Below are 25318 nucleotides of genomic sequence, written 5' to 3'. Positions count from 1 at the left end.
ATCGGGCAAGCCCGCATCAACTACCACCACCACCCCGAACGCCTCCTCGCCCCACCCGAGGACGAACAGGGACAGCAGCCCAACGCAGCCTGACCCAGGTCAGCGGCGCCGCGGGGCGTGGCTGACACGCGTCGTCACGAGCGCAACGGTTGCCGTTTCGCCGAGAACCCTGTTCCGTGTATCAACGATGACCGACAACGTGCTCATCGTGCACTGGCACGACCTTGGTAGACATCTCGGCGCCTACGGCCACACGGACGTGAGCAGCCCACGGCTCGACCAGCTGGCCGCCGAGGGCATTCTGCTCACCCGGGCCCACGCCACCGCGCCGCTGTGTTCGCCGTCGCGCGGATCGCTGTTCACCGGTCGCTATCCGCAGAGCAACGGGCTGGTCGGGCTGGCCCACCACGGCTGGGAGTATCGCGCAGGCGTCCAGACCCTGCCGCAGCTGCTCGGCGAATCAGGTTGGTACACGGCCCTGTTCGGCATGCAGCACGAGACGTCGTTCCCGAGCCGGCTGGGCTTCACCGAGTTCGACGTGTCCAATTCGTATTGCGAGTACGTGGTGGAACGGGCGGCGGACTGGTTGCGGCACCCGCCGGCGACCCCGTTCCTGCTCACCGCGGGGTTCTTCGAGACCCACCGGCCCTACCCCCACGAACGCTACGAACCCGCCGACCCCGGGGCCGTGGAGCTGCCCGACTACCTACCCGACCTGCCCGACGTCCGCGAGGACCTCGCCGACTTCTACGGCTCGATCGCCGTCGCCGATGCCGCGGTCGGCCGGCTGCTGGACACCTTGGCCGAGACGGGGTTGGATGCCTCGACCTGGGTAGTGTTCATGACCGACCACGGTCCTGCCCTCCCGCGGGCCAAGTCGACGCTTTACGACGCCGGCACGGGCATCGCCATGATCGTGCGACCGCCGACGCGGCACGGCACCGCCGGCCGCATCTACGACGAGCTCTTCAGCGGGGTCGACCTGGTTCCCACCCTGCTAGAGCTGCTCGGCGTTCCCATCCCCGACGAGGTCGACGGCATGTCGCACGCCGATGCCCTTCGGCAGGATCGGTCCGAGCCGGTGCGCCGGGAGGTCTACACGATGAAGACCTACCACGATTCGTTCGATCCCATTCGCGCGATCAGGACCAAGGACCACAGCTACATCGAGAACTACGCGGTGCGACCCATGCTCGACCTGCCCCTGGACATCGCCGAGAGCGCACCGGGAAGAGCGGTGGAAGCCGCCAACGCAGCACCGCGTCCGAGCCGGGAACTGTACGACCTGCGCACCGATCCGACCGAGCGGAACAACCTGCTGCTCGGGGCGTCAAGCGCCCAAGCCGAGGCCACCGCGAACGAGTTGGCGCTGCTGCTCAACGACTGGCGGATGAAGACCAACGACGTCATCCCCTCGGACTTCGCCGGCACCCGGATCTCGGCTAGATACACCGAAACGTACATGTACATCAACGCAATTCAGCTTCCTAGTAGGTCAGCCCTGGCGGCCGGACGAGGCATCGACGATGCGGTCAGAACGCCACAATAGTTGTGCTCGTGAGGATTCGAATCGTCATCCGACCGGTGACTGGGCAACGCCATTTCCGTCCGGCTAGGCTCTCGCCATGCCCGCGCCGTCCGCATACCTGGTGCTCGCCTCGCAACGCAGTGGCAGCACCCTGCTCGTCGAATCGCTAAGGGCCACCGGGGTGGCGGGCGAGCCGCAGGAGTTCTTCCAATACCTGCCGACCACCAGCATGTCGCCACAGCCCCGGCAGTGGTTCGAAGGCGTCGAGGACGAGTCGATCCTGCGGCTGCTGGATCCGCTGGACGAGGGCAAGCCCGACCTCGCGCCGCCCGAGATCTGGCGGGACTACATCCGCACCGTCGGCCGGACCCCGAACGGCGTCTGGGGTGGCAAGCTGATGTGGAACCAGACCCCGCTCCTGACCGAGCGGGCGGCGGGACTGCCCGACCGGTCCGGCACCGGCCTGCTCTCGGCGATCCGCGACGTCGTCGGCTCCGACCCCGTCCTGGTCCACGTCTACCGGCCCGACGTGGTGTCCCAGGCGGTGTCGTTCTGGCGCGCGGTGCAGACCAGGGTGTGGCGCGGCAGGCCAGATCCGGTGCGCGACGGCCGCGCCGAGTATCACGCCGAGGCGATCGCCCACGTCGTGAAGATGCTGCGTGATCAGGAGACCGCCTGGCGCGCCTGGTTCGCCGAGGAAGGAATCGAGCCCATCGACGTTTCATATCCCGTGCTGTGGCGAAACCTGACCGAGGTCGTCGGCACGGTTCTCGAGGCGCTCGGTCTGGACCCGCGGCTTGCGCCGGCGCCGGTGCTGCAGAGGCAGGCCGACCAGCGGTCCGATGAATGGGTCGAGCGATACCGCGCGGACGCGGAGAAGGAGGGTCTGCCGGTATGACGGCTGCCACGAGGGACGACACCCACGTCGACGAATTGCGCCTCCTGGAGGCCGAATCGGTGCACATCATCCGCGAGGTGGTCGCCGAGCTGCAGCGGCCCGTGCTGCTGTTCTCGGCAGGCAAGGACTCGATCGTGCTGCTGTGCCTGGCCGAGAAGGCGTTTCGTCCGTCGCCGCTGCCCTTCCCCGTTCTGCACGTCGACACCGGCCACAACTTCCCCGAGGTCATCGAGTTCCGCGACCGCCGGCTCGGCGAGCACGGGCACAAGCTGATCGTCGGCTCGGTGCAGGAGTCGATCGACTCGGGCCGGGTGCCCGACCCGGGGCCCGGCGCGTCGCGCAACCGGCAGCAGACCCGCACGCTGCTCGACGCGCTGGACGCGGGCGGTTTCGACGCTGCCTTCGGTGGGGCCCGCCGCGACGAGGAGCGGGCCAGGGCCAAGGAGCGCATCCTGAGCTTCCGAGACGAGTTCGGCCAATGGGATCCCCGCGCCCAGCGGCCCGAGCCGTGGTCGCTGTACAACGGCAGGATAAAGAAGGGCGAGCAGGTCAGGGTGTTCCCCCTGAGCAACTGGACCGAGCTGGACATCTGGCGCTACATCGAGCTGGAAGGCCTTGAGCTGCCGTCGATCTACTTCGCCCACGAGCGCGAGGTCGTCGCCAGGGACGGCATCCTGCTGGCGGTCTCGGAGTACGTCCAGCCGACCGCAGAGGAGACCGCCGCGGTGGAGTGGGTGCGCTACCGCACCGTCGGCGACCTGACCATCACCGGCGCCGTCCGGTCACACGCCACCGACATCGCGGGCGTCATCACCGAGATCTCGGCAGCGACGGTGTCAGAGCGCGGCGAGACCCGCGCCGACGACCGGACGTCGGTCGCCGCGATGGAAGACCGCAAGCGTGAGGGGTACTTCTGATGAGCACCACCCGCCAGCTGCTGCGGATCGCCACGGCAGGATCGGTAGACGACGGCAAGAGCACGCTGATCGGCCGGCTGATGCACGACACCGACAGCCTGCCGCTGGACCACCTCGAGGCCGTCACCGACGAGGAGGGCGTGGCCGATCTGGCGGCCCTGTCGGACGGTCTGCGCGCCGAACGCGAGCAGGGCATCACGATCGACGTGGCCTACCGGTTCTTCTCGACGGCGTCGCGCAGCTATATCCTGGCCGACACCCCCGGCCACGAGCGCTACACCCGCAACATGTTCACCGGCGCCTCCAACGCGCACGTGGCGATCCTGCTGGTCGACGCCCGCGCAGGCGTGCTGCGGCAGACCCGTCGGCATGCCAGGATCGCAAAGCTGTTGGGCATCAAGCACTTCGTGGCGACGGTCAACAAGATCGACCTGGTCGACTTCGACCAGAAGCGGTTCGACGAGGTGGCCGGCGAACTGCAGCAGATGGCCGCCCGCCTCGGCGGTGCCGAGCTGTCGGTGATCCCGATCGCGGCCAAGCACGGCGACAACGTGGTGCACCGCTCGGAGAACACCGACTGGTACACCGGGCCCACGCTGCTGGAGTACCTCGAGGGAATCGAGCTCTCGGCGCCGCAGCCCGAGGCGTCGAAGTTGCGGCTGCCCATCCAGTGGGTGTCGCGACCCGTCGCCGACGAGCGCCGCCGCTATACCGGGCGCCTCTCGGCGGGCACGGTCAGCGTCGGCGACCCGATCGTCACGCTGCCTGCGGGTACCCGCTCGACCGTCACAGCCGTCGACACCCTCGACGACGACCGCGCGACTGCCGTTGCGCCACTGTCGGTTTCGATCGAACTTGCCGACGACATCGACGTGGGCCGTGGCGACGTGTTTGTCAGCGGTGCCGACGACGCGGCGCTGCCGGTGCTGGCCCGCGAACTCGACGCGACGGTCTGCTGGTTCACCGAGACGCCCCTGCGCGCCGGTGACCGGGTGGCGCTCAAGCAGACCAGCCGCACGGTGCGGGCCACCGTGCAGGCGCTGCACACCCGGCTGGACCCCGAGACCCTCGACGAACTCGACAACCCCGTCGAGTTGACGCTCAACGACATCGGCGAGGTGACCCTGCGCACCAGTTCGGTCGTGATCGCCGACCGCTACGCCGACAACCGCGACAGCGGTGCGTTCATCCTGATCGACGAGACGTCCAACGAGACGATCGGCGCCGGCACCATCCTCGAGCCACGCGAGGTCAAGCCGGGCAATCACGCCCGCAACGACATCCGGTGGCACCCGTCGTCGCTGGACCGTGACTACCGCTGGAACGCCACCGGGCAGCGGGGGGCCACCATCTGGTTCACCGGACTGCCCGGCTCGGGCAAGTCCACGGTGGCCGTCGCGGTGGAACGCGCGCTGGTGGAATCGGGTGACGTGGCGTATCTGCTCGACGGTGACAACATCCGGCACGGACTGTCCGACGACCTCGGGTTCACCGCGGGCGACCGGGCCGAGAACATCCGGCGCGTCGGCCATCTCACCCGGCTGTTCGCCGACGCGGGCGTGGTCGCGCTGGCGTCGCTGGTGTCCCCGTTGAAATCGGACCGCGAGATCGCCCGCGCGTTGAGCGAGGCGGCCAAGCTGCCGTTCGTCGAGGTCCACATCTCCACCTCGCTCGCCGAGTGCGAGAAGCGCGACCCCAAGGGGCTCTACGCCAAGGCCAGGGCCGGCGAACTCAAGGGGCTGACCGGCGTCGACGCCCCCTATGAGCCGCCGGAGAACCCCGACCTGGTGCTCGACACCACCGAAGCCGATCTCGACGAGTTGGTGGCCAGGGTGCTCGAGGTCCTCAAGGCGCGCCGCGACGGCGCATAACCGGAGCCGGACTCACCAAATCGGGTGGGAATCCGCCGTCGGCGGGTATCCATGCCGACGGGCGCAGCACTGCCGCCCGGAGTCGAGCGAGGACGAGGTATGACGGCAACGACGACGGACCCGTCGCACCCGACGGGGCGGACGGCCATCGGTGACACCGAGGTGGCGGTGCCGAAGCGCAACCTGATCTTCGTCGCCGTGCTGTTGGGGATGCTGCTGGCGGCGCTGGACCAGACGATCGTGGCCACCGCGCTGCCGACCGTCGTCGCCGACCTCGGCGGCGCGGGACACCAGGCGTGGGTGGTCACCAGTTATCTGCTGGCGTCGACGGTGGTGACGGCGATCGTCGGCAAGCTGGGCGACCTGTTCGGCCGCAAGCCCGTCTTCATCGCGGCGGTGCTGTTCTTCATGGCGGGGTCGGTGCTGTGCGGCCTCGCCGGGTCGCTGCCGATGCTGGTCGCGGCAAGGGCGCTGCAGGGCATCGGCGGCGGCGCGATCATGGTCACCGCGACGGCGGTCATCGGCGAGGTCATCCCGCTGCGCGAGCGCGGCAAGTACCAGGGCGCCCTCGGTGCGGTCTTCGGCGTGACGACGGTGATCGGCCCGCTGCTCGGCGGGTTCTTCACCGACCACCTGAGCTGGCGCTGGGCGTTCTGGATCAACGTGCCGGTGGCCGTCGTCGTGCTGATCGTCGCGGTCATCGCCATCCCGAACCTGGGTCGCCGGGAGCGCCCGGTCATCGACTACGCCGGCATCGTGCTGGTCGGTCTCGGTGCCACCGGGCTCACCCTGGCGACCAGCTGGGGTGGCAGCAGCTACGCGTGGGGCTCGGCGATGATCATCGGTCTGTTCGTCGGCTCGGTGGTGGCGATCATCGCCTTCGTCATGGTCGAACTGCGCGCGAAGGAACCCATCCTGCCGATGCGGCTGTTCCGGGAACCGGTCTTCGCCGTGTGTTGCGCGCTGTCGTTCGTCGTCGGCTTCGCGATGCTGGGAGCGTTGACGTTCCTGCCCACGTTCATGCAGTTCGTCGATGGCGTGTCGGCCACGACCTCCGGGTTGCACACGCTGCCCATGGTGCTAGGCCTGCTGGCCATGTCGATGAGCAGCGGCGTAATCGTCGGCCGCACCGGCAAGTACAAGATCTTCCCCGTCGCCGGCACGGCCGTGATGGCCATCGGCTTCGTACTGCTGTCGCGGATGGGACCGGACACGTCCACCCTGGAGCAGTCGCTGTACCTGGTGATCCTGGGCGCGGGCATCGGCATGTGCATGCAGGTGCTCGTTCTGATCGTGCAGAACACCGTCGACTTCGCCGACCTCGGCGTCGCGACCTCCGGTGTCACGTTCTTCCGCACCATCGGAAGCTCGTTCGGTGCGGCCGTGTTCGGTTCGTTGTTCAACAACTTCCTGAAGGATCCGCTCGCCGACGCCGTTGCCAGCAGCGGCGCCCCGGCCGCGGCAGCGCAGTCCCCGGACGCACTGCACGCGTTGTCCCCCGAGATGGCTGCCCCGATCGCGTCCGCGTACGCCGACGCGCTCGATCAGGTGTTCCTCTACGCGGCCCCGGTGGCGATCGTCGGGTTCGTGTTGGCGTTGCTGCTCAAGCAGGTTCCGTTGCGCAACAACGACGTCAGCACGGCCGTCGACCTCGGCGAGGGTTTCGCGATGCCCACGACTGACTCGCCGGACCAGCTGCTGGAGAACGCCGTCGGCCGGTTGATCAAGCAGGGCTCCGGGATGCAGTTGCGCGCGTTGGCGCAACGCCCCGACAGCACGCTCGACGTCGGCCGGTTGTGGGCACTGCTTCAGGTCTACCGATTCGGGCAGGCCGCGGGGCAGGCCAGGTCCAGCGACATCGCCAACAACGTCCGCGTCCCGTGGGAGATCCTGCAACCGGCGTTCGACCGACTCGTCGCGACCGGTTTCGCCGAGCGCAGCGGAGACGTCTTCTGGCTGACCAAGACGGGCGCGCACCAGGTCGACTTCGTACGGCGCGGCATGGTCGACTGGCTCACCCGCCAGCTCGCACAGTCCTCGGGCATGCAGACCCCGCCCGATCCTCGCCAGGTCGGTGACGCGATGGAGCGCATCGCACAAAGTGTGATGGTGCAACGAGATTGGAGCAACGACGCGACGCATGCGATGCGGATGCGTCCACCGCGCAGGGCGCCTCAGCCGCCGCGGCGGCCGCCGCCGCCACCGCCCATGGCGGGGCCGCGCGGTCCCGCCCCAAGACCGAGCGATCCACCGACCACCCGCCTTCGGCCGCCCCCCGGTCCCACACCGCGGCCGCCCGAGCCACCGCGCGGTGGAAGGGGTTGGTGATCGGTGTATTCCCGCGTTCGCACGCAGCGAAAGGGCGTTCCGGTCCCCCGGCGGGCTGGCTAGGCTCGACGGGTGAGCTTTCAACTCGGCTACCAGATCCCGAACTTCTCCTACGGCACCGGGGTCGAGGAACTCTTCCCCACCGTCATCGCCCAGGCCCGCGAGGCCGAGGCCGCCGGGTACGACTCGGTGTTCCTGATGGACCACTTCTACCAACTGCCCGGCCTTGGCACCCCCGACCAACCCATGCTGGAGGCCTACACCGCCCTTGGCGCACTGGCCGCCGCCACCGAGAAGGTCCAACTGGGCACCCTGGTCACCGGCAACACCTACCGCAACCCCACCCTGCTGGCCAAGGCCATCACCACCCTCGACGTCATCAGCGCCGGGCGCGCCATCCTCGGCATCGGTGCGGGCTGGTTCGAACTCGAGCACGACTCGCTGGGCTACGAGTTCGGCACCTTCACCGACCGATTCGACAAGCTCGGCGAGGCCCTGCAGATCATCCTGCCGATGCTGGCCGGCGAGCGCCCCACCGTCACCGGCAAGTACTACCGCACCCAGGAGGCCATGGCCGAGCCCCGCTTCCGCGACCACATCCCCCTGATGATCGGCGGAAGCGGCGAGAAGAAGACGATTCCGTTGGCGGCCAGGCACTTCGACCACCTCAACATCATCGCCGGCTTCGACGAACTGCCCCGCAAGATCCAGGTCGTCAAGGACAACTGCGAGAAGATCGACCGCGACCCCGCCACCTTGGCCACCAGCACGCTCATCTCGGTGATCGTCGACGAGAACGCAAACCTCGATCAGCTACCCGAGGACCGGCGCCAGCGCGCCGTGATCGGCACCCCCGAGTCGATCGCCGACCAGATCAAGACGAGGGTGTTCGATGCCGGCGTCGATGGCGTCGTGTTCAACATGCCCAGCTATGTGCCGGGTGCCGTCGCCGCGATCGGCGACGCACTGAAACCGTTGCTGCCCAAGTGATGTCCTAGCCGATCCGCGCGACGACGAAGATCCGGCGGAACGGGAAGAACGTCCGGCCGTCCGGCCGGGCGGGATAGCGTTCGTCGAGCATCGGGATCAACTCCCGGCGAAACCGCTCCCAGTCTGCCTCGTCCAACGCGTCCTTCACCGGGGTCAACGCCGTGCCGGTGATCCAGTCCAGCACGGGATGTTCACCGGTGAGCTCGTGGACGTAGATGGTCTCCCAGGTGTCGACGGTGCACCCCGCGTCGGCCAGCAGGCCGGCATACTCGGCCGCCGAGTCGACCACCTTACCCACCCGAAACGGGATGTCGCGCAAGGCATCGACCCACTTCGGGCTGCTGGCCAGCTCGCGCACCGCCGCGTGCGACGGCGCGTCGAAGTTGCCGGGCACCTGGAACGCGAGCCAGGCGCCGGCGGGAAGCTCCGCCGCCCACTGGGCCAGCAGTTCGCGATGGCTGGGCACCCATTGCAGCGCCGCGTTGCTGAGCACGACGTCGGTGTCCGGCGCCGGTCGCCACGACTCGAGGTCCCCCAGCGTCGCGTCGATGCCGCGGCCGCGCGCCGCGTCCACCATCTCCTGGGAGCTGTCCACCGCCTCGATGACTGCGTCCGGCCATCGGTCGGACAGGGTCGCGGTCAGATTTCCCGGCCCACACCCGAGGTCGACCACGCGACGGGGCGAGTCCGCACCCACCCGCGACAGCAGGTCGTAGAACGGACGACCGCGATGGTCTGCGAAGGCCAGGTACACGTCGGGATTCCACATGAATACCATCCTGTCTGATGACGGACGAGGCGACGGCCGTACGTGCCATGTGGAACGCGTTGGAACTGCCTGGGATCGTGGACGTGCACACGCACTTCATGCCCAAGTCCGTCATGGACAAGGTCTGGCAATACTTCGACGCCGCAGGTCCGCTGGTGGGCCGGACATGGCCGATCACCTACCGATCCGGCGAAGCCGACCGCGTGGCCACGTTGCGCGGTTTCGGGGTGCGCGCGTTCACCTCCCTGATCTACCCGCACAAGCCCCTGATGGCCGAGTGGCTGAATCAGTGGGCCGCCCAGTTCGCCGCCGAGACGCCGGACTGCCTCGCAACCTCGACGTTCTTCCCCGAGCCTGGCGCGGATGCCTACGTCGGCGCCGCGATCGCTCGCGGCACCCGGGTGTTCAAGGCACACGTTCAGGTCGGCGCCTACGATCCGAACGATCCGCTGCTCGACGGCGTGTGGGGCGTGCTGCAGGACGCCGGCACGCCCGTGGTCATCCACTGCGGCTCGGGACCGCAGCCCGGCAAGCACACCGGCCCCGAGCCAATCCGCGCAGTACTGGCCAGGTATCCCCGGTTGCGGTTGATCGTGGCACACATGGGCATGCCCGAGTACGGCGACTTCCTGGAGCTGTGCGAGGCCTACCCCGAGGTGCGCCTCGACACCACGATGGCCTTCACGCCGTTCGTCGAGGAGACGATGCCGTTTCCAGCTGCCGATCGCCCCCGCCTCGTCGAGCTGGGCGACCGCATTCTGTTCGGCAGCGACTTTCCCAACATCCCGTACCGGTACCTCGAGGCGATCCGGGTGCTGACCGAGCAGGACGGCGTCGACGACGCTTGGCTGCGCGGCGTGCTGCACGACAACGCCGCCCAGCTGTTCGGGCTGACGCCCTCCTAGTCGGTGGTCAAGCCGCCCGCGAAGTGCAGATCGACCAACTCCCGCGCCTGCGGGTAGTCGCGCAGCACGGCCGCGACCAGCGTCCCCAGCTCACGCACCTCGGCAGCAGCGATTCCGCGTAGCCCCGCGAATTCCTCGATCCACGCCACGGTGTGCGAGATGGGGCGCGGATCGCCGGTCAGTAGCGCCGCCGATACCGCGTGCAGGATCTGGTGCAGCGCGTCATCCACGTCCGCCGCCGCGGCAGGCGACCAGCGCGCATGCAGTTCCGCGACGAGATTGCGGTGCTCGAGTTCGAGTGCGGCCTGCTCACCGGACGGCCCCCCGGGAAGCTTCGGCACGGGCGCGACGACCGCGGGCAGGCCGCGCATGGCGGCCACGGCACCGCGGGCGTCCCGAGCCCAAGCCGTCGCACCCAGCGCCGACGCGCGGCGGTCGTCCCACCCGAAGGCCGCCCCACCGACGACCACCGGAACGCCAGCCGCGGTGCTCGCCTCGATGAACCGTCTGGTGGTCGCCAACGCGCCGAGCATCGAACAGCTCACCGCGACCACGTCGGGTCCGATGTCCTGCAGGTACTGGTTGAAGCGCATGGGTGTGGTCGAAGCGCCGAGCTGGGTGGTCTCCCAGCCGTCGGCGCGCAGTGCACACTCGATGATCATGCCCGGCAACGCATGCCATTCCCGCTCGGCGCAGGCGATCAGCACCCGCCCCCTGGTGACCGGGGTGCGGCGAACGTATTGCATGACCACCTTGACCGAGGACACCGAGAGAGCCGTCGCGGCGTGCTCCTCGGCGACGGTCCATTCCCCGGTCTGCCAACGGATTCCGACGGTGCGCTGCGCGGCGGCGATGACGTCGGTCAAGACCTCGGCCGGCGCGACGCCCGCCTCCAGCAGCCGTTCGACGAGCCTTCTGGCGGCCGCACGGTCCCCGGCCGCCAGCGCCGCCTCGTACCGCTGAAGATCGTTCTGCGGCAACGTCAGTTACCGCAGGTGACGGCGAGCAACGCAATGTCGTCGTGCGGACGACCGTCGAGATACTCGACCACGTCGCGTTCGACGGCTTCGCAGATCACCTCTGGCGCCGCACCGGCGTAGGGCGGCAACAGGGCCATCAAACGGTCCAGGCCGTAGAAGCCGGACTCGGCGTGTGCCTCGTCGATCCCGTCGGTGAACATCAGCATGGAGTCACCCTCTTCCAGACGGAAGGACACCGACTCGTACCGCGCCTCGGCCGTCAACCCGACCGCTAGGCCCGTGGCATCGATCTGACAGATCGAACCATTGGCGCGCAACACTATTGGGGGTGGATGTCCGGCCACGGCCAGCTCGACGTCGACGTGGTCGGGCCCAGGGCGCAGACGAGCGCAGACGACGGTGACGAATCGGTGCGACACCGTCGTATGCAGCACGGTGTTGAGCGCACCGAGCAGTGCGGCGGGCCGGCGATCGAAGTGCGCCGCCGTGCGGATGCTCTGCCGGGTCCGGTCGGTCAGTACGGCCGCCTCGACTCCCTTACCCGCGACGTCCCCCAGCGAGATCACCCAGTCGTCGACCGCACCATGAACGTCGTAGAAGTCACCGCCGACGTCGAAGTGCTCGGCCGCGGGCCGGTACCGCGCGGCCAGCTGAACGCCGTCGATCTCGGGCAGGACGAGCGGCCGTATCCGGTGCGACACCTCCGATGCGATGAGTGCGCGTTCCTCGTAGAGCCGAGCGGAGTCCAAGGCCAGCGCGGCGCGTGCGGCGATGTGCTCGGCGAAGCCGACCTCGCCGTCGTCGAACCCCTGACCGCCGTCGCGGATGAGGACCAGGACGCCGAGGGTGGCACCGCGGGCGTTGAGCGGAAGCGCCAGCACTTCGCTTGGATTGCGTTGCGCGGCTTCGGCACTCATTCTGGGATGCGGGATCATGGCGGGTAGCACGCTGGCCGAGCCGGTACCCGGGGCAACGTGCAGGCGATCGGTTCGGCCGCTGCGCAGCACGCGGTCGAGCGCCGTGCCGCCGGTCGCACTGCGCGAGACGGTGGCGCTGAAGGTGGCGTCTTCACCGCCGAAGAAGGTCAGCCCGCCACTGGTGCTGTCCGGCATGACCAGCGTGGCCCACTCGGCCAACCGGGGGCAGACCAGCACCAGCAATCGCAGCGCGGTCCGGCGGAGATTCAACGAACTGGACAGATCCAGTGCCTGCTCGGCGAGCTCAGCGCGCGCGGCAAGCACGTCGAATGCAGCGTCTTTCGTCACCAACCGGACCAAATCGTCTACCTGAACCTCGTCGAGGCGTCGCCGGCACCACCGTCGGAACGAACCGCGGGGAGATGCCGCCGTGGGCGGGGCTGGAATCTCAACCTCTCCCGACGGTACACGGCCTCTACGACCGCGTCATCCTCGTTTGACGGCGGTGACCAGACTGTTCGCGTCCGCCATCGGACCCGACTCGGGATCGTCGGCCGGAATGGGCCGACCGACCCCGTTCAGGTAGTCGGTCAGCCTGGTCGGGGTGGCATTCCACCCGCGCGAGCCGAACCACTCGGCAGCCGGTGCCACCTGCTCGTTGTAGATCAGGGTGAAGAAGCTGCCCGCCCGATCCGAATCGCGCTCCTCCTGCCGCTTGGCCTCGAAGACCTGCGACGGCATCGGCCTGCCCTCCTCGACGGCGATCCGGCTGCCCGGACTGGACAGCGCGTCGATGCCGACGAAGAGCTGTTCCTGAGCAGCCGCGGGCAGATAGATCAGCAAGCCCTCGGCAATCCACGCCGTTGGCATGGATGGGTCGAAACCGTTGTCCCGCAATGCCTGCGACCAATCCTCCCGCAGATCCACGGCCACTTCCCGACGATCGGCCCGCGGTGAATCGCCCAGGTCGGCCATCACGTCACGCTTGAACTCGAGGACCCTTGGCTGGTCGATCTCGAAGATCACCGTCGCGTCCAGCCACGGCAGCCGGTAGGCCCGCGAGTCCAGGCCCGCCGCGACGATCACGATCTGGCGCACCCCCGCGGCCACGGCGTCGGCGAAGTACGCGTCGAAGTACCGGGTGCGCGCACCCTGGAAGGAGACGAAGTGGCCACCGAAGTCCGTCTCGAGCAGCTGTCGGCCGTGGCTGCCCGACGCCTTGCCGTCGAGCAGGTCGGACCACTCGCCGCCGACCGCGCGGCAGAAGATCTCGGCGTAGGGGTCCAGGGCCAGCGGCTCGGGCCGTTGCGCCTCCAATGCCCTTGCCGCCGCGACGAACAACGCGGTCGATCCAACGCTGGTGGTGATGTCCCAGGAATCGTCGTCAGTACGCACTCCGCCGACCCTACGCCGGCTCACACCAGAGGGCGGCCGGTCCTGATGCGCCAGTCCAGGTCGACGAGCAGGGCGTTGAACGGGAACTCCCGGACGACCCTCGGTGAGGTGCGGGTGACGATCCGCAACACCGCCGTCAACCGGTCGAAGCGGCGCTGCCGGCTCTCGTCCCACGGCAACCGCATCTCGTCGCGGAAGCGCTGGGGCAGGAACCCGGTGGTGATCAGCAGGGCGAGGTCCTCGTTCCACTGCCGAAGCGGGCCTGGCAGTTTCACGCCGCGGAGCCGGCTCGTCGCGATGGGATACAGATATTCGCGCACGGCGTCGTCGATGTGCACCTTGGCGAGCTGTTCCTGCCAGTACGCGTCGAAGGCGGCCCGGGTCGGCGGCCACATCTCGGCGGGTACCTGCAACGTGGTGCCCAGGGTGCTGCTCTCGGCGTAGTGCTGGTCGGCGGTCCGCTCGTCCATCTCCCCGACGAACGTGCGGTAGGAGTCGACTGCGCCCTTGTAGAGACACGCGGCGACCCACAGCTGCAGATCCTGGTCGAACGCGTTGTACTTCACCGGGCTCGCGTCGGTGGAGAACACCTGGGCGTGAGCCCGATTCACCGCTCGACGGAAGGCGACCTTCTGCTCCTCGGTGCCGCGGCTCGCCACGGCCAGGTAGGTGAACGTGGTGCGGGCCCGTTTGATCGGGTGCAGGTCGACCCGCCCGCTCTCGACGCGGCTCTCCATGACGCCATAGCCGACGCCAGGCCTGGCCAGCTGCATGATCACGTTGGCCGGACCGAGCAGGAGTCCGATGCCGAGCAGCCCGTCGGCGATGGCCGGGCCCCGACGCCGAGGGGATCGGGCCGGTGCGCTCACCGGACGCTCGACGACGCTGTCACTGGCGGCCACTGCGCACTCCCCGTTCCGCAAATCTGATAACACGTGTTTCCAGATATTGCACCGGCGCCTGACGGGTGTCAAGATCGGAGCATGGGCAAGGTGCGGCCGTACGGCGGCGTGCAGGCGAGCGAGCGCATCGCCGACCGCAGACGCCGGCTTCTGGAGGCCGGCCTAGAACTCCTCGGTGGAGCCGCTCACCCCGCCGAGCTAACCGTGCGCGCCATCTGCGGTGAGGCCGGCGTCACGGCGAGGTACTTCTACGAGAGCTTCACCGACAAGGACCAGCTGGTCGCCGCGGTCTTCGACTGGGTCATCGCCGACATCGCCGCGACCACTCAGGCCGCCGTGGCCGCGGCGCCGCGGGAGGAGCAGAACCGAGCGGGCATCGCCAACCTCGTGCGCGTCATCACCGACGACGCCAGGGTGGGCCGGCTACTCTTCGACGCGCAGCTGTCCCACCCCGTGCTGGCACGCAAGCGCGCCGAGCTGGGCGGCGTGTTCGCGCTGCTGTCCGGCGAGCACGTGACGACCGCCTACCGAGTCCCCCGCAACGACGAGGTCAAGGCGCTGGCTCACTTCGTCGTCGGAGGCGTCGGACAGACCATCGCGGCCTGGGTCGCCGGTGACGTCGAGATGACCCCGGACCACCTCGTCGACCGAATCACCCGCATCGTCGATGCACTGGCAGTCCGCGACCTGGACCGCACTTAGCGTCCGGCCGTGACGGCCGGCGGCCGGCGGTCGGCATCGGTCTTGGGCTCGGTCACCGCGCCCTCCACCGTGAATTCCTTGGTCCAACAGGCGAACTCGAGGGTGATGCCGTCGGGATCCTGGAAGTAGAACGAACGGACGTAGACGCCAGGATGCAGGGTGGCCGACACCTGGCCGGGACTCTCGTCGTGGTTGAGCACTGGACCGACGCGAACACCCTTGTCCTTCAGCCGCCGCCGGTACTCGTCGAACTCGTCCGCGGGGACGTGGAACGCCAGGTGGTTGAGCGAGCCGACGGCGCTGACGATCTCACCGATGCCGGGAATGGCCGCAGGAGCCGAGATGCCCGGCACGCCGTCGGGTGCCTCGGCGAACCAGAAGAACGCCACGCAGTCTCCATTGCCGGCGTCGAAGAAGAAGTGCTGCCCCATGCCGCCCGGCAGGTCGAGCGACTTGACCAGCGGCATGCCGAGGATGCCGCTGTAGAACTCGACGGTCTTCGCCATGTCGGCACACACCAGGGCAACGTGATTGATGCCGCCCAGGTCGAATTCGGCGTTGCGGTTCGCGGGCTTGATCATGATGCGACTCCGTCTGGTCAAAGTGCGAATCTGAATCTAACATCAGATTCAGTTCTGAGCCAGGATCTGCAGAGAGGTCGCCAGTGACCGTTGCCCCGCGCGAGGAACTCCCCACGATTCGCGGCAGACAGACGCAAGCCGCCATCGATGCCGCAGCGCGAGTCGTCATCGCGCGCAAGGGAATACTGGCAACCACCATCGCGGACATCGCCGCCGAGGCAGGCCGGTCGACCGCTTCGTTCTACAACTACTACGACTCCAAGGAGGCGATGCTGCGGCAGTGGGCGGTGCGCTTCCGCGACGAGGCGAGGGAACGCGTCAGGGCAGCCGGGGAACCCGACCTCACCAACCGCGAACGGGCACACCGTGCGGTTGCTGCGCACTGGCACACCTACCGGCACCGGCTCGCCGAGATGATCGGCGTCTCGCAGCTCGCCATGGTCAACGACGACTTCGCCCGCTACTGGGCCGAGATCTGCGAGTTGCCGATCGCTCTGGTCACCTCGATGGTGAAACAGGCTCAGCGCGAGGGCTTCTCGGCCGGTGACGATCCGCACCTGGTGGCAGTGGCCCTGGTGTCGATGCTCAATCAGTTCTGCTACGTGCAACTCAGCGGCCGTGACGGCGCGGCGCCGGTCGACGACGACGCCTGCATCGCCACCCTCGCCGGGGTGTTCTATCGGACCGTCTACCACCGCGAGACGGCGCCGACATGACCAGGAACGCGGCCGCGGCGCACACGCCGGGCGTCACCCGCGAATTCATCGGCCTGGACTCCCCCACCGCGCGGCGTGCCGGTTCTGGCGGGCACCCCTGCCAGGGCATCTACTACCGGGGCGTGGGCCGCAAACCGAAGGTGGCGATGATCGCCGCCCACTATCAAATCGACTTCTCCGAGCACTACCTCGCCGACTACCTGGCGACCCGGGGGATCGGCTTCCTCGGCTGGAACACTCGCTTCCGCGGTTTCGAGAGCAGCTTCCTGCTGGACCACGCCCTGGTCGACATCGGCGTCGGGGTGCGGTGGCTGCGCGAGGTACAGCACGTGGAAACCATCGTGCTGCTGGGGAATTCGGGCGGCGGTTCACTGATGGCCGCCTACCAGGCCCAGGCCGTCGACCCGCACGTACGGCCCCTGGACGGCATGCGCCCGGCCGCCGGCCTCGGCGACCTACTGCCCGCCGACGGTTACGTCGCCAGCGCGGCGCACCCCGGTCGGCCCGAGGTGCTGACTGCCTGGATGGACGCGGCCGTGATCGACGAGAACGATCCCATTGCCTCCGACCCAAGCCTGGATCTCTTCGACCAAGACAACGGCCCACCGTTCTCCCAGGACTTCGTGCAGCGCTACCGCGCCGCGCAGATCGCCCGTAACCACGCCATCACCGACTGGGTCGCCGCCGAGCTGAAACACGTTCGCGCAGCCGGATTCTCGGACCGCCCGTTCACCGTGCTGCGCACCTGGGCGGATCCCCGCATGGTCGATCCGACGATCGAGCCAACCAACCGCCCGCCCAACTCCTGCTACGCCGGTGAGCCGATGCGGGCCAACCGGTCCGCCCGTGGCATCGCCGCGGCGTGCACGCTGCGCAACTGGATGGGCATGTGGAGCCTGCGGACTGCCCAGACCGGCGCCGAACCCCACCTGGCGCGCATCGGCTGCCCGGCGCTGGTGATAAACGCCGATCAGGACACCGGCGTCTTCCCGTCCGACGCCCAGCGCATTCACGACGCGCTGGCCAGTGAAGACAAGACCCTCTGTTCCATGGACACCGACCACTACTTCACCACGCCCGGCGCCCGCAGCGAGCAGGCCGATACCATCGCCAAGTGGGTGGCGAAGCGCTGGCGGTGACCCACCCCGGCGTGGCCGAAGTCCCCACTCGGCGAGAGGAGAAGCGGTGACGGTGCGCGTACTGGCCCACTTCACCCCGGGCGACAAGGTACGCGAATTCCTAGCGCCCCAATCGGATTGGCTCGACGTCCACTACTGCGCGGAGGACGACGACGCCACCTTCCAGCGCGAGCTGCCGCAGGCCGACGTCATCTGGCACGTCCTGCGTCCGCTGTCGGGCGATGATCTGCAGCGCGCGACCCGGTGCCGCCTGGTGCACAAGCTGGGCGCGGGCGTCAACACCATCGACGTGGCCGCCGCGACGCGGCTGGGCATCGGGGTGGCCAACATGCCGGGCGCCAACGCCCCGTCGGTGGCCGAGGGCACGGTGCTGCTGATGCTGGCCGCGCTGCGTCGATTGCCGGCCCTGGACGCCGCCACCAGGGAAGGCCGCGGCTGGCCGTCGGACCCGACGCTCGGCGAGACCGTCCGCGACGTCGGCAGCTGCACCGTCGGGCTGATTGGCTACGGCAACGTCGCCAAGCGGGTCGAGACGATCGTGGCCGCGATGGGCGCCCGCGTCCTGCACACCAGCACCCGCGACGACGGCACCCCAGGCTGGCGTCCTCTCGACGAGATGCTTGCCGAGTGCGACATCGTCTCTTTGCACCTGCCGCTGACCGAGCACACCTCGGCCCTGCTGAACGCCGAGCGACTGGCCGCGATGAAGTCCGATGCGGTGCTGGTCAACACCTCACGCGGGCCGATCGTCGACGAGGCGGCTCTCGTCGAGGCCCTGCGCGCGGGCCGGTTGGCCGCTGCCGGCCTCGACGTCTTCGCGGTCGAGCCGACGCCGCCGGACAACCCCCTACTGACACTGGACAACGTCGTCGTCACGCCTCACGTCACCTGGTACACCGCCGACACCATGCGCCGGTACCTCGAGGTGGGGGTCGACAACTGCCGCCGGCTGCGCGATGGACGGGACTTGGTGAACCTGGTGACCGAGGTCACCATCAGGTCCCAGTGAGGCGCCGGGTACCCTCGGTCCCAACCCACCGGTTGATTAGAGGTTGCCCTCAAAGGAGGCACGCATGCCCATCGCGATCCTTTCCGAACACAACGACCTAGCCGACTCCGTCCGGGACCTGGTGAGGCGCGTCGCACCGTCCGAGGTCCTGCACGAAGCGCTCGAGACCCCGATCGCCAACCCGCCCGGTTACTGGAAGGCCGCCGCCGAGCAGGGGCTGCCGGGCGTGCACCTGTCGGAGGACGTCGGCGGTCAGGGCTTCGGGATCCTCGAACTGGCCATCGTGCTTGCCGAATTCGGCTACGGCGCCGTGCCAGGCCCGTTCGTTCCCTCGGCGATAGCCAGCGCGCTGATCTCGGCGAACGATCCGCAGGACAAACTGCTCGAGGGCCTCGCCTCCGGTGAGACCATCGGCGCCTACGCCATCGACTCCGGGCTGACGGCCACCCGCCAGGGCGGCGGCCTGGTGATCCGCGGCGAGGTTCGCGGCGTCCCCGCCGCCGCCCAGGCTTCGTTGCTGGTGCTGCCCGTGTCCATCGACGGCAGTGAGGAATGGGTGGTGCTCGACGCCGACCAGGTCGAGATCGAACCCGTCAAGAGCGTGGACCCGCTGCGCCCGCTGGCCCACGTGCGCGCCAATGCCGTGGAGGTCGCCGACGACCGCGTGCTGTCCAACCTCGGCCGCCCGCTGGCCCGTGCGCTGATGTCGACACTGCTGTCGGCCGAGTGCGTCGGCGTCGCCCGGTGGGCCACCGACACCGCCGCGGAGTACGCCAAGATCCGCGAGCAGTTCGGCCGCCCCATCGGACAGTTCCAGGCCATCAAGCACAAGTGCGCCAACATGATCGCCGAGACCGAGCGCGCCACCAGTGCCGTCTGGGATGCCGCGCGGGCGATAGACGAAGTGCGGGCCGGCAAGACCGACTCGAACTTCGAGTTCGCCGCGGCCGTGGCGGCCACCCTCGCCCCGGTCGCCGCCCAGCACGGGGCCCAGGACTGCATCCAGGTGCACGGCGGGATCGGCTTCACCTGGGAGCACGACACGAACGTCTACTACCGGCGCGCAATCGTGCTCGCCGCCTGCTTCGGTCGCGCCGCGGACTACCCGCAGCAGGTGATCACGCTCGCGACGACCACCGGCATGCGCTCGATCGACATCGACCTCGACCCCGACACCGAGAAGCTGCGCGAGGAAATCCGCGCGGAAGTGGCTGCGCTGAAGGCGATTCCACGCGAAGAACGCAACACCGCCATCGCCGAGGGCGGGTGGGTGCAGCCGCACCTGCCCAAGCCGTGGGGCCGGGCCGCGCAGCCCATCGAGCAGATCATCATCGCCCAGGAGTTCTCCAGCGGACAGGTCAAACGTCCGCAGATGGGCATCGCGGCATGGATCATCCCTTCGATCGTCGCCTACGGCACCGATGCCCAGCAGCAGCGCTTCCTGCCGCCGACGTTCCGCGGCGAGATGATCTGGTGCCAGCTGTTCTCCGAACCCGGCGCGGGCTCCGACCTCGCCAGCCTGACGACCAAGGCCACCAAGGTCGACGGCGGCTGGCGCATCACCGGTCAGAAGATCTGGACCACCGGCGCGCAGTTCTCCAAGTGGGGTGCGCTGCTCGCCCGGACCAACCCGAGCGCGCCGAAGCACAACGGCATCACCTACTTCCTGCTCGACATGGAGAGTGCGGGCGTCGAGGTCAAGCCGCTACGCGAGCTCACCGGCAATGCGATGTTCAACACGGTCTTCATCGACGACGTGTTCGTGCCCGACGACCTCGTACTCGGTGAGGTGGACCGCGGCTGGGAGGTCAGCCGCAACACGCTGACCAACGAGCGGGTATCCATCGGCAGCAGCGAACCGCCGTTCCTGGCCAGTCTCGAACAATTCGTCCAGTTCCTCGCCGACGGGCACTTCGACCAGATCGAGCAGAACGAGGCGGGCCGGCTGATCGCCGAGGGCCACGCCGCCAAGCTGCTCAACATGCGCTCCACGCTGCTGACCCTGGCCGGCGGTGACCCGATGCCCGCGGCCGCGATCAGCAAGCTGCTGTCGATGAAGACCGGCCAGGGCTACGCCGAGTTCGGGGTGTCGTCGTTCGGCACCGACGGCGCGATCGGCGACCAGGGCGAGTTGTCGGGCAAGTGGGCTGAGTACCTGCTGGCCGGCCGAGCCACCACGATCTACGGCGGCACTTCCGAGGTGCAGCTCAACATCATCGCCGAACGGCTGCTCGGACTGCCGCGCGATCCGTAACGCCATGACACCCTGGTGCGGGTGAGCGCCGACGTCACGCTTCGCCAGCTGCGGTACTTCGTCGCGCTCGGCGAGGAACTGAATTATCGACGCGCTTCAGAGCGGCTGTTCATCACCCAGCCCGCGCTGTCGACGGCGATCAAGCAGCTCGAGCACCAGACCGGCGTCACCCTGTTCCGCCGCAACACGCGCGAGGTGGCGCTGACCGAGCTGGGGGCGGCCTGGCTTCCGACGGTCCGGGAGGCCCTGCGCTCGGTCGACGCGGCGGTCGACGACCTGGCGTCGATGGTCCGGCGCAACCGGCGCATCCGGCTGGGCTACCTCATCGGCACCGGGGCCGACGTGCTGTTCCGCCTGGTCCGGCACTTCGAGGCGGCTTACCCCGAGATCAGCGTCGAGTCCAAGGAATTCGACTTCTCCGATCCGACGGCCGGGCTGGCCGACGGCTCCACCGAGGTGGCTCTGATCAGGCCCCCCGTGGACCTGCCCGAGCACCGGATGCTGATCCTGGACTCCGAGACGTGGGTGACCTGTCTGCCGAGGGATCACCGGCTCGCCCACCGCAGCGAGGTCAGGATCGCCGAGTTGCTCGACGATCCGATCGTCGTCGCGCCGGGCACCGCCGGCCGGTGGCGGGACTACTGGATGGCGATGGATGCGCGCGACGGCATCCCGCCGACGATCGCCGCGATCGCCGCCACCTACGAAGAGGAGACCACGACGATCGCCCGCGGCCTCGGAATCAGCTTCACCAGTGAGTCCATCGCCCGGCTCTACAACCGGCAGGGCATCGTGTACGTACCCATCGTCGACCGTCGGCACAGCTACACCGCGCTGGCGTGGCATCCAGCCCGGCTGGGCGAGGACGCAGCCGCGCTGATCCGCCAGGTGCGCGACGAGTGGAGCTTCGACGAGGGGCAGTCGATGGAGCGGCCGGCGACGTACAGCTGATAACCGCAGTCACTCATAACCAACGGTTATCAGTAGATCAGAATTCGGAACTTCCGCCAGTACTCCCACGTGGGGTTGTCTCGAACCATTCGACTACGAGGTCGTGGCTTCTCCCTCACCCATCCCTGGAGCACTCGATGACCGACACCGCCTCCCCCATCACCCCACCAGCCAACGACGAAGACGCCAAGCTCGCCCAGTTCGGGTATAGCCAGAAACTCGACCGCTCGGTCGGCCGGCTCGCGTCGTTCGCCATCGGGTTCGCCACCATCAGCGCCACCACCGCGGTGTTCACCGGCTTCGGCGCGGGGTACTTCACCGCGGGCGGCCCGTTCGTCTGGACGCTGCTGCTCGCCGCCGCGGTGTTCATCGTCTGGACGCTGATCGCCGCCGATCTGACGGCCAAGATCCCGCTGGCCGGCTACTCATACCAGTGGACCAGCCGCCTCGTCGGCTCGACGATGGCGTGGTTCACGGGCGTGCTGGCGCTCGCCGGATGGATCTGCGGCATGACGGGCGTCGGGTTCATCCTCTCGGGCTACCTCGGCAGCCTCTTCGGCTGGAACATGAGCCAGACCGCCCAGATCCTGGTCGCCATCGGCGTGATGGCCGTGTGCATGCTCATCAACCTCTACGGCGTGCGGTTCGCGACGATGGTCAACAACATCGGCGTGAGCCTGGAGTTCGTCATCACCGTCGGCGCCACGATCCTCGTCGCCATCATCGCCTTCTCCTCACCGGACAACCACCAGTCCATCTCGGTGCTCTTCACCGGCGGCACCTCCGACGGCAGCAGCCCCTACGTCCTGGCCTGGCTGGCCGCCTCCCTCGGCCCGTTCTTCGGCCTGATCGGTGTGGAGGCCAGCGCGGACATCGCCGAGGAGACCGTCAACGCCCGCCATGTCATCCCGCGCACGATGTTCTACGCGCTGACCGCCTCGATCGTCATCGAGTTCGGCATGTACGTCGTCTACGTGCTGGCGATCAAGGACGCCGACGCCGTCCAGGCCGCCTCTGCCGCCCCGATCGAAGAGATCATCACCCAGCAGGCCGGCCCGGTGATCAGCAAGATCGTCGTCGCCGTCGCCCTGACCAACGTGATGGCCTGCATCTTGGCCAACATTCTGGTGGCGACTCGCCTGACCTACTCGATGGCCCGCGACAACATGCTGCCGTTCTCCCACGTCTGGCGGCACGTGTCCTCGTCGAACCGCACGCCTACCTACGCCGTGCTCGGCCTCTTCGCGATCTCGACCATCCTGCTGCTGTCGGCACTCGTCAGCGAGAAGGCGTTCTTCCTGATCCTCGGCCTCTCGTCACTGGCGGTCTGCGCCATGTACTTCCTGCAAACCATCGCCGTGTTGATCGCCAGCCGGCGCGGCACCATCCCAGCCCGCGAGCCGGGAACGTTCGACCTCGGCAAGGCCCGCATCCCGATCGCCGTGGTGGCTCTCGTCGCCTTCTTCCTGGTGTGTGCCGCGCTTATCTTCCTGCCGCAGTTCGCCGGCAACGGCTACGTGTTCGCGGGGCTGCTGGTGCTGGCCGCGATCTGGGCACTCACCGGATTGCGCAAGCGGCTGGCCACCGGTGAAGCCGGACCGGACTACGCCAAGACCCATTCGTCCTGAAAACCCGTATCAGCAAAGGAATTACGTACCATGACCGTCACCACCAGCCTCAGTAGCAACCTGGTCGCCGTCGAGCCCGGTGCGATCCGCGAGGACACCCCCGTCGGCTCGGTGATCCAGTACAGCGACTACGAACTCGACACTTCGAGCCCCTTCGCCGGCGGCGTGGCGTGGATCGAGGGGGAATACTTGCCGGCCGAAGAGGCCCGGATCTCCATCTTCGACACCGGTTTCGGACACTCCGACCTGACCTACACCGTCGCACACGTGTGGCACGGCAACGTGTTCCGGCTCGGCGACCACCTCGACCGTCTCCTCGACGGCGCCGCCAAGCTGCGACTGGACGCGGGCATGAGCAAGGACGAACTGGCCCGGATCACCAAGAAGTGCATCTCGATGTCGCAGCTTCGCGAATCCTTCGTCAACCTGACCGTCACCCGGGGTTACGGAAAGCGCAAGGGCGAGAAGGATCTCAACAAGCTCACCCACCAGGTGTACATCTACGCCATCCCGTACCTGTGGGCCTTCCCGCCGGCCGAGCAGATCTTCGGCACCACCGCGATCGTGCCGCGCCACGTCCGCCGCGCGGGGCGCAACACCGTCGACCCCACCATCAAGAACTATCAGTGGGGTGACCTGACCGCGGCCAGCTTCGAGGCCAAGGACCGCGGCGCCCGCACCGCGATCCTGCTGGACTCCGACAACTGCGTCGCCGAGGGACCAGGCTTCAACGTATGCATCGTCAAGGACGGCAAGCTGGCCTCGCCATCGCGAAATGCGTTGCCGGGCATCACCCGCAAGACGGTGTTCGAACTCGCCGACCAGATGGGCATCGAGGCCACGCTGCGCGACGTCAGCAGCCGCGAGCTCTACGACGCCGACGAGCTGATGGCCGTCACCACCGCGGGTGGCGTCACCCCCATCAACTCCCTCGACGGCGAGGCCATCGGCGACGGCGCTCCGGGACCGATGACCGTCGCCATCCGAGACCGCTTCTGGGCGTTGATGGACGAGCCGGGCCCGCTGATCGAGGCCATCGAGTACTAGCCGAGCGAGACGAGGTCCTTGACGTCGTCGACGGGCAGCATTCCCTCGACCCAGGCCGTGACGTTCATGCTGGTGAGGTTGATGCCACCGCCGTGATTGTCGAGGAAAGCGGTGTCGGCGGCGTCGCGGCCGGTGGCGATGCGCACCATCGACTGCCGTGGCGCCAGGCACGTCGCGTCGACGACCCGCCACAGCCCGTCGACGTACGCCTCGGCGACGGCGTGGAAGTCCATCGGATAGCAGCCGGGTGCGTAGACCGCGACCAGCCGCGCAGGCACGTTCAGCGCGCGCAGCAGCGCCACCACCAGGTGAGCGTAGTCGCGGCACACGCCCTGGCCGGCCAGCACCGTGTCGGCGGCGCCGTCGATCGGGTCGCTGGAGCCGGGTACGTACTGCAACCGCGTGCCGACCCAGGACGACACCTTCTCCAGCAGCGTCACCGACTTGGCGAACTCACCGAATTCCGTTGCGGCGAAACCGTAGAACTTGTCAGCCTCGGCGTAGCGGCTGGGCCGCAAGTAGGTCGACAGGTCGATCTCGGTGATCGGCGCCGGGTCGGCCTGGCCGATGATGGTCGCCGAATAGTTGGCCAGCACGGTGCCCTTGCCCGCATCGAACTTGTGGATGCGGGTGCCGTGCTGGCCGACCAGCTCCATCGGCTCGATCTCGTTGCCGTTCAACGTGAATGACAGCGACTCGGTCACCTCGGCACCCGGTTGCGGCGCGACCGCGATCTGGAACTCGAGAGTGGTTTCGTCGAAGACCTCGACCTGTAGCTGCGCCCCGACTTCGCGCCTCATCGCTCACCGCGTCTTTCCGTACATTTGGATTTGGTAGATGACGCGGCGACCGCAGCGCGTCGGCACATCGTTACCCAGCGCCGGCTCGGCC

General features: G+C 68.3%; 22 protein-coding genes. 15 read left to right on the top strand and 7 right to left on the bottom strand.

The window, feature by feature from the left end; all coding sequences use genetic code 11:
- The first annotated feature begins 187 nt into the window (after positions 1–187).
- The 6 genes from SBI80_RS27695 (at position 188) to SBI80_RS27670 (ending at position 8532) form a co-directional block, all read left to right on the top strand.
- Positions 188–1549, top strand: a complete 1362-nt coding sequence (locus SBI80_RS27695) for a sulfatase family protein (RefSeq protein WP_318978336.1) — start codon at positions 188–190, stop codon at positions 1547–1549.
- A gap of 76 nt (positions 1550–1625) precedes the next feature.
- Positions 1626–2426: a trehalose 2-sulfotransferase gene (stf0, locus tag SBI80_RS27690; RefSeq protein ID WP_318978334.1), complete on the top strand. Its 801-nt coding sequence runs from the start codon at positions 1626–1628 to the stop codon at positions 2424–2426.
- Entirely contained in the window at positions 2423–3343 is a 921-nt protein-coding gene (cysD, locus tag SBI80_RS27685) for a sulfate adenylyltransferase subunit CysD (protein ID WP_318978333.1), read from the top strand. Before stf0 ends, cysD begins: the two co-directional genes overlap by 4 nt.
- Positions 3343–5214: a sulfate adenylyltransferase subunit CysN gene (cysC, locus tag SBI80_RS27680; RefSeq protein ID WP_318978331.1), complete on the top strand. Its 1872-nt coding sequence runs from the start codon at positions 3343–3345 to the stop codon at positions 5212–5214. Before cysD ends, cysC begins: the two co-directional genes overlap by 1 nt.
- A 99-nt stretch (positions 5215–5313) precedes the next feature.
- Complete coding sequence (locus SBI80_RS27675; protein WP_318978329.1) at positions 5314–7542, top strand: MDR family MFS transporter; 2229 nt, start codon at positions 5314–5316, stop codon at positions 7540–7542.
- A 72-nt stretch (positions 7543–7614) separates the two neighbouring features.
- The gene (locus tag SBI80_RS27670) at positions 7615–8532 is read left to right on the top strand and encodes an LLM class F420-dependent oxidoreductase (RefSeq protein WP_318978327.1); all 918 of its coding nucleotides are present in this window, start codon (positions 7615–7617) and stop codon (positions 8530–8532) included.
- Positions 8533–8536: 4 nt separating this feature from the next.
- Here the strand turns inward: SBI80_RS27670 and SBI80_RS27665 are convergent, their stop codons facing one another.
- Positions 8537–9301: a trans-aconitate 2-methyltransferase gene (locus tag SBI80_RS27665; RefSeq protein ID WP_318978326.1), complete on the bottom strand. Its 765-nt coding sequence runs from the start codon at positions 9299–9301 to the stop codon at positions 8537–8539.
- Between the two features lie 17 nt (positions 9302–9318).
- Here SBI80_RS27665 and SBI80_RS27660 point away from each other — a divergent pair, with 17 nt between their 5' ends.
- Positions 9319–10206 carry an amidohydrolase family protein gene (locus tag SBI80_RS27660; RefSeq protein WP_318978324.1) on the top strand — a complete coding sequence of 296 codons (888 nt, stop codon included), beginning with the start codon at positions 9319–9321 and terminating at the stop codon, positions 10204–10206.
- Here the strand turns inward: SBI80_RS27660 and SBI80_RS27655 are convergent.
- From SBI80_RS27655 to SBI80_RS27640, 4 genes are all read right to left on the bottom strand, one after another.
- A complete protein-coding gene (locus SBI80_RS27655; protein ID WP_318978323.1) occupies positions 10203–11186 on the bottom strand; it encodes a cobalamin B12-binding domain-containing protein in 984 nt (327 codons plus the stop codon). The genes SBI80_RS27660 and SBI80_RS27655 overlap by 4 nt on opposite strands.
- A 2-nt stretch (positions 11187–11188) precedes the next feature.
- Positions 11189–12451 carry a PP2C family protein-serine/threonine phosphatase gene (locus tag SBI80_RS27650; protein WP_318978322.1) on the bottom strand — a complete coding sequence of 421 codons (1263 nt, stop codon included), beginning with the start codon at positions 12449–12451 and terminating at the stop codon, positions 11189–11191.
- A gap of 138 nt (positions 12452–12589) precedes the next feature.
- Positions 12590–13498 (bottom strand): class I SAM-dependent methyltransferase, encoded by a 909-nt coding sequence (locus SBI80_RS27645; protein WP_318978321.1) that lies wholly within the window; start codon positions 13496–13498, stop codon positions 12590–12592.
- A 20-nt stretch (positions 13499–13518) separates the two neighbouring features.
- Complete coding sequence (locus SBI80_RS27640; RefSeq protein WP_318978320.1) at positions 13519–14400, bottom strand: oxygenase MpaB family protein; 882 nt, start codon at positions 14398–14400, stop codon at positions 13519–13521.
- An 81-nt stretch (positions 14401–14481) separates the two neighbouring features.
- Here SBI80_RS27640 and SBI80_RS27635 point away from each other — a divergent pair, with 81 nt between their 5' ends.
- Complete coding sequence (locus tag SBI80_RS27635; protein ID WP_318978318.1) at positions 14482–15102, top strand: TetR/AcrR family transcriptional regulator; 621 nt, start codon at positions 14482–14484, stop codon at positions 15100–15102.
- Here the strand turns inward: SBI80_RS27635 and SBI80_RS27630 are convergent.
- Complete coding sequence (locus SBI80_RS27630) at positions 15099–15683, bottom strand: VOC family protein (RefSeq protein WP_318978316.1); 585 nt, start codon at positions 15681–15683, stop codon at positions 15099–15101. The genes SBI80_RS27635 and SBI80_RS27630 overlap by 4 nt on opposite strands.
- 83 nt (positions 15684–15766) lie before the next feature.
- Here SBI80_RS27630 and SBI80_RS27625 point away from each other — a divergent pair, with 83 nt between their 5' ends.
- The 7 genes from SBI80_RS27625 to SBI80_RS27595 all read left to right on the top strand — a co-directional run bounded on the left by SBI80_RS27625 (position 15767) and on the right by SBI80_RS27595 (position 24427).
- Positions 15767–16399, top strand: a complete 633-nt coding sequence (locus SBI80_RS27625) for a TetR/AcrR family transcriptional regulator (RefSeq protein WP_318978315.1) — start codon at positions 15767–15769, stop codon at positions 16397–16399.
- On the top strand, positions 16396–17538 hold the full coding sequence (locus SBI80_RS27620; RefSeq protein WP_318978313.1) for an alpha/beta hydrolase: 1143 nt from the start codon (positions 16396–16398) through the stop codon (positions 17536–17538). Before SBI80_RS27625 ends, SBI80_RS27620 begins: the two co-directional genes overlap by 4 nt.
- 52 nt (positions 17539–17590) lie before the next feature.
- Positions 17591–18547, top strand: coding sequence for an NAD(P)-dependent oxidoreductase (locus tag SBI80_RS27615; protein WP_318978340.1), 957 nt, complete (start codon positions 17591–17593; stop codon positions 18545–18547).
- Between the two features lie 64 nt (positions 18548–18611).
- Positions 18612–20801 (top strand): acyl-CoA dehydrogenase family protein, encoded by a 2190-nt coding sequence (locus SBI80_RS27610; protein WP_318978311.1) that lies wholly within the window; start codon positions 18612–18614, stop codon positions 20799–20801.
- 21 nt (positions 20802–20822) lie between these two features.
- The gene (locus tag SBI80_RS27605) at positions 20823–21752 is read left to right on the top strand and encodes a LysR family transcriptional regulator (RefSeq protein WP_318978309.1); all 930 of its coding nucleotides are present in this window, start codon (positions 20823–20825) and stop codon (positions 21750–21752) included.
- Between the two features lie 137 nt (positions 21753–21889).
- A complete protein-coding gene (locus SBI80_RS27600; RefSeq protein WP_318978307.1) occupies positions 21890–23380 on the top strand; it encodes an APC family permease in 1491 nt (496 codons plus the stop codon).
- 30 nt (positions 23381–23410) lie between these two features.
- A complete protein-coding gene (locus SBI80_RS27595) occupies positions 23411–24427 on the top strand; it encodes an aminotransferase class IV (protein WP_318978306.1) in 1017 nt (338 codons plus the stop codon).
- On the opposite strand, the gene SBI80_RS27590 is transcribed toward SBI80_RS27595, so the two are convergent.
- Complete coding sequence (locus SBI80_RS27590; RefSeq protein WP_318978304.1) at positions 24424–25227, bottom strand: transglutaminase-like domain-containing protein; 804 nt, start codon at positions 25225–25227, stop codon at positions 24424–24426. The genes SBI80_RS27595 and SBI80_RS27590 overlap by 4 nt on opposite strands.
- Positions 25228–25318: the final 91 nt, after the last annotated feature.

The organism is Mycolicibacterium sichuanense (assembly GCF_033741125.1).
In the GTDB taxonomy this organism is placed as follows: Bacteria; Actinomycetota; Actinomycetes; order Mycobacteriales; family Mycobacteriaceae; genus Mycobacterium.
The sequence above is the reverse complement of the archived record's forward strand: the minus strand, read 5'-3'. Positions and strand labels throughout refer to the sequence as shown.

Excerpts from the sequence above, each read along its gene's own strand:
- SBI80_RS27675 (WP_318978329.1), top strand. The coding sequence starts at position 5,314 with ATGACGGCAACGACGACGGACCCGTCGCACCCGACGGGGCGGACGGCC.
- SBI80_RS27590 (WP_318978304.1), bottom strand. The coding sequence starts at position 25,227 with ATGAGGCGCGAAGTCGGGGCGCAGCTACAGGTCGAGGTCTTCGACGAA.
- cysD (WP_318978333.1), top strand. The coding sequence starts at position 2,423 with ATGACGGCTGCCACGAGGGACGACACCCACGTCGACGAATTGCGCCTC.
- SBI80_RS27620 (WP_318978313.1), top strand. The coding sequence starts at position 16,396 with ATGACCAGGAACGCGGCCGCGGCGCACACGCCGGGCGTCACCCGCGAA.
- SBI80_RS27600 (WP_318978307.1), top strand. The coding sequence starts at position 21,890 with ATGACCGACACCGCCTCCCCCATCACCCCACCAGCCAACGACGAAGAC.
- SBI80_RS27660 (WP_318978324.1), top strand. The coding sequence starts at position 9,319 with ATGACGGACGAGGCGACGGCCGTACGTGCCATGTGGAACGCGTTGGAA.
- stf0 (WP_318978334.1), top strand. The coding sequence starts at position 1,626 with ATGCCCGCGCCGTCCGCATACCTGGTGCTCGCCTCGCAACGCAGTGGC.
- SBI80_RS27610 (WP_318978311.1), top strand. The coding sequence starts at position 18,612 with ATGCCCATCGCGATCCTTTCCGAACACAACGACCTAGCCGACTCCGTC.
- SBI80_RS27695 (WP_318978336.1), top strand. The coding sequence starts at position 188 with ATGACCGACAACGTGCTCATCGTGCACTGGCACGACCTTGGTAGACAT.
- SBI80_RS27630 (WP_318978316.1), bottom strand. The coding sequence starts at position 15,683 with ATGATCAAGCCCGCGAACCGCAACGCCGAATTCGACCTGGGCGGCATC.
- SBI80_RS27665 (WP_318978326.1), bottom strand. The coding sequence starts at position 9,301 with ATGTGGAATCCCGACGTGTACCTGGCCTTCGCAGACCATCGCGGTCGT.
- SBI80_RS27635 (WP_318978318.1), top strand. The coding sequence starts at position 14,482 with ATGGGCAAGGTGCGGCCGTACGGCGGCGTGCAGGCGAGCGAGCGCATC.
- SBI80_RS27595 (WP_318978306.1), top strand. The coding sequence starts at position 23,411 with ATGACCGTCACCACCAGCCTCAGTAGCAACCTGGTCGCCGTCGAGCCC.
- cysC (WP_318978331.1), top strand. The coding sequence starts at position 3,343 with ATGAGCACCACCCGCCAGCTGCTGCGGATCGCCACGGCAGGATCGGTA.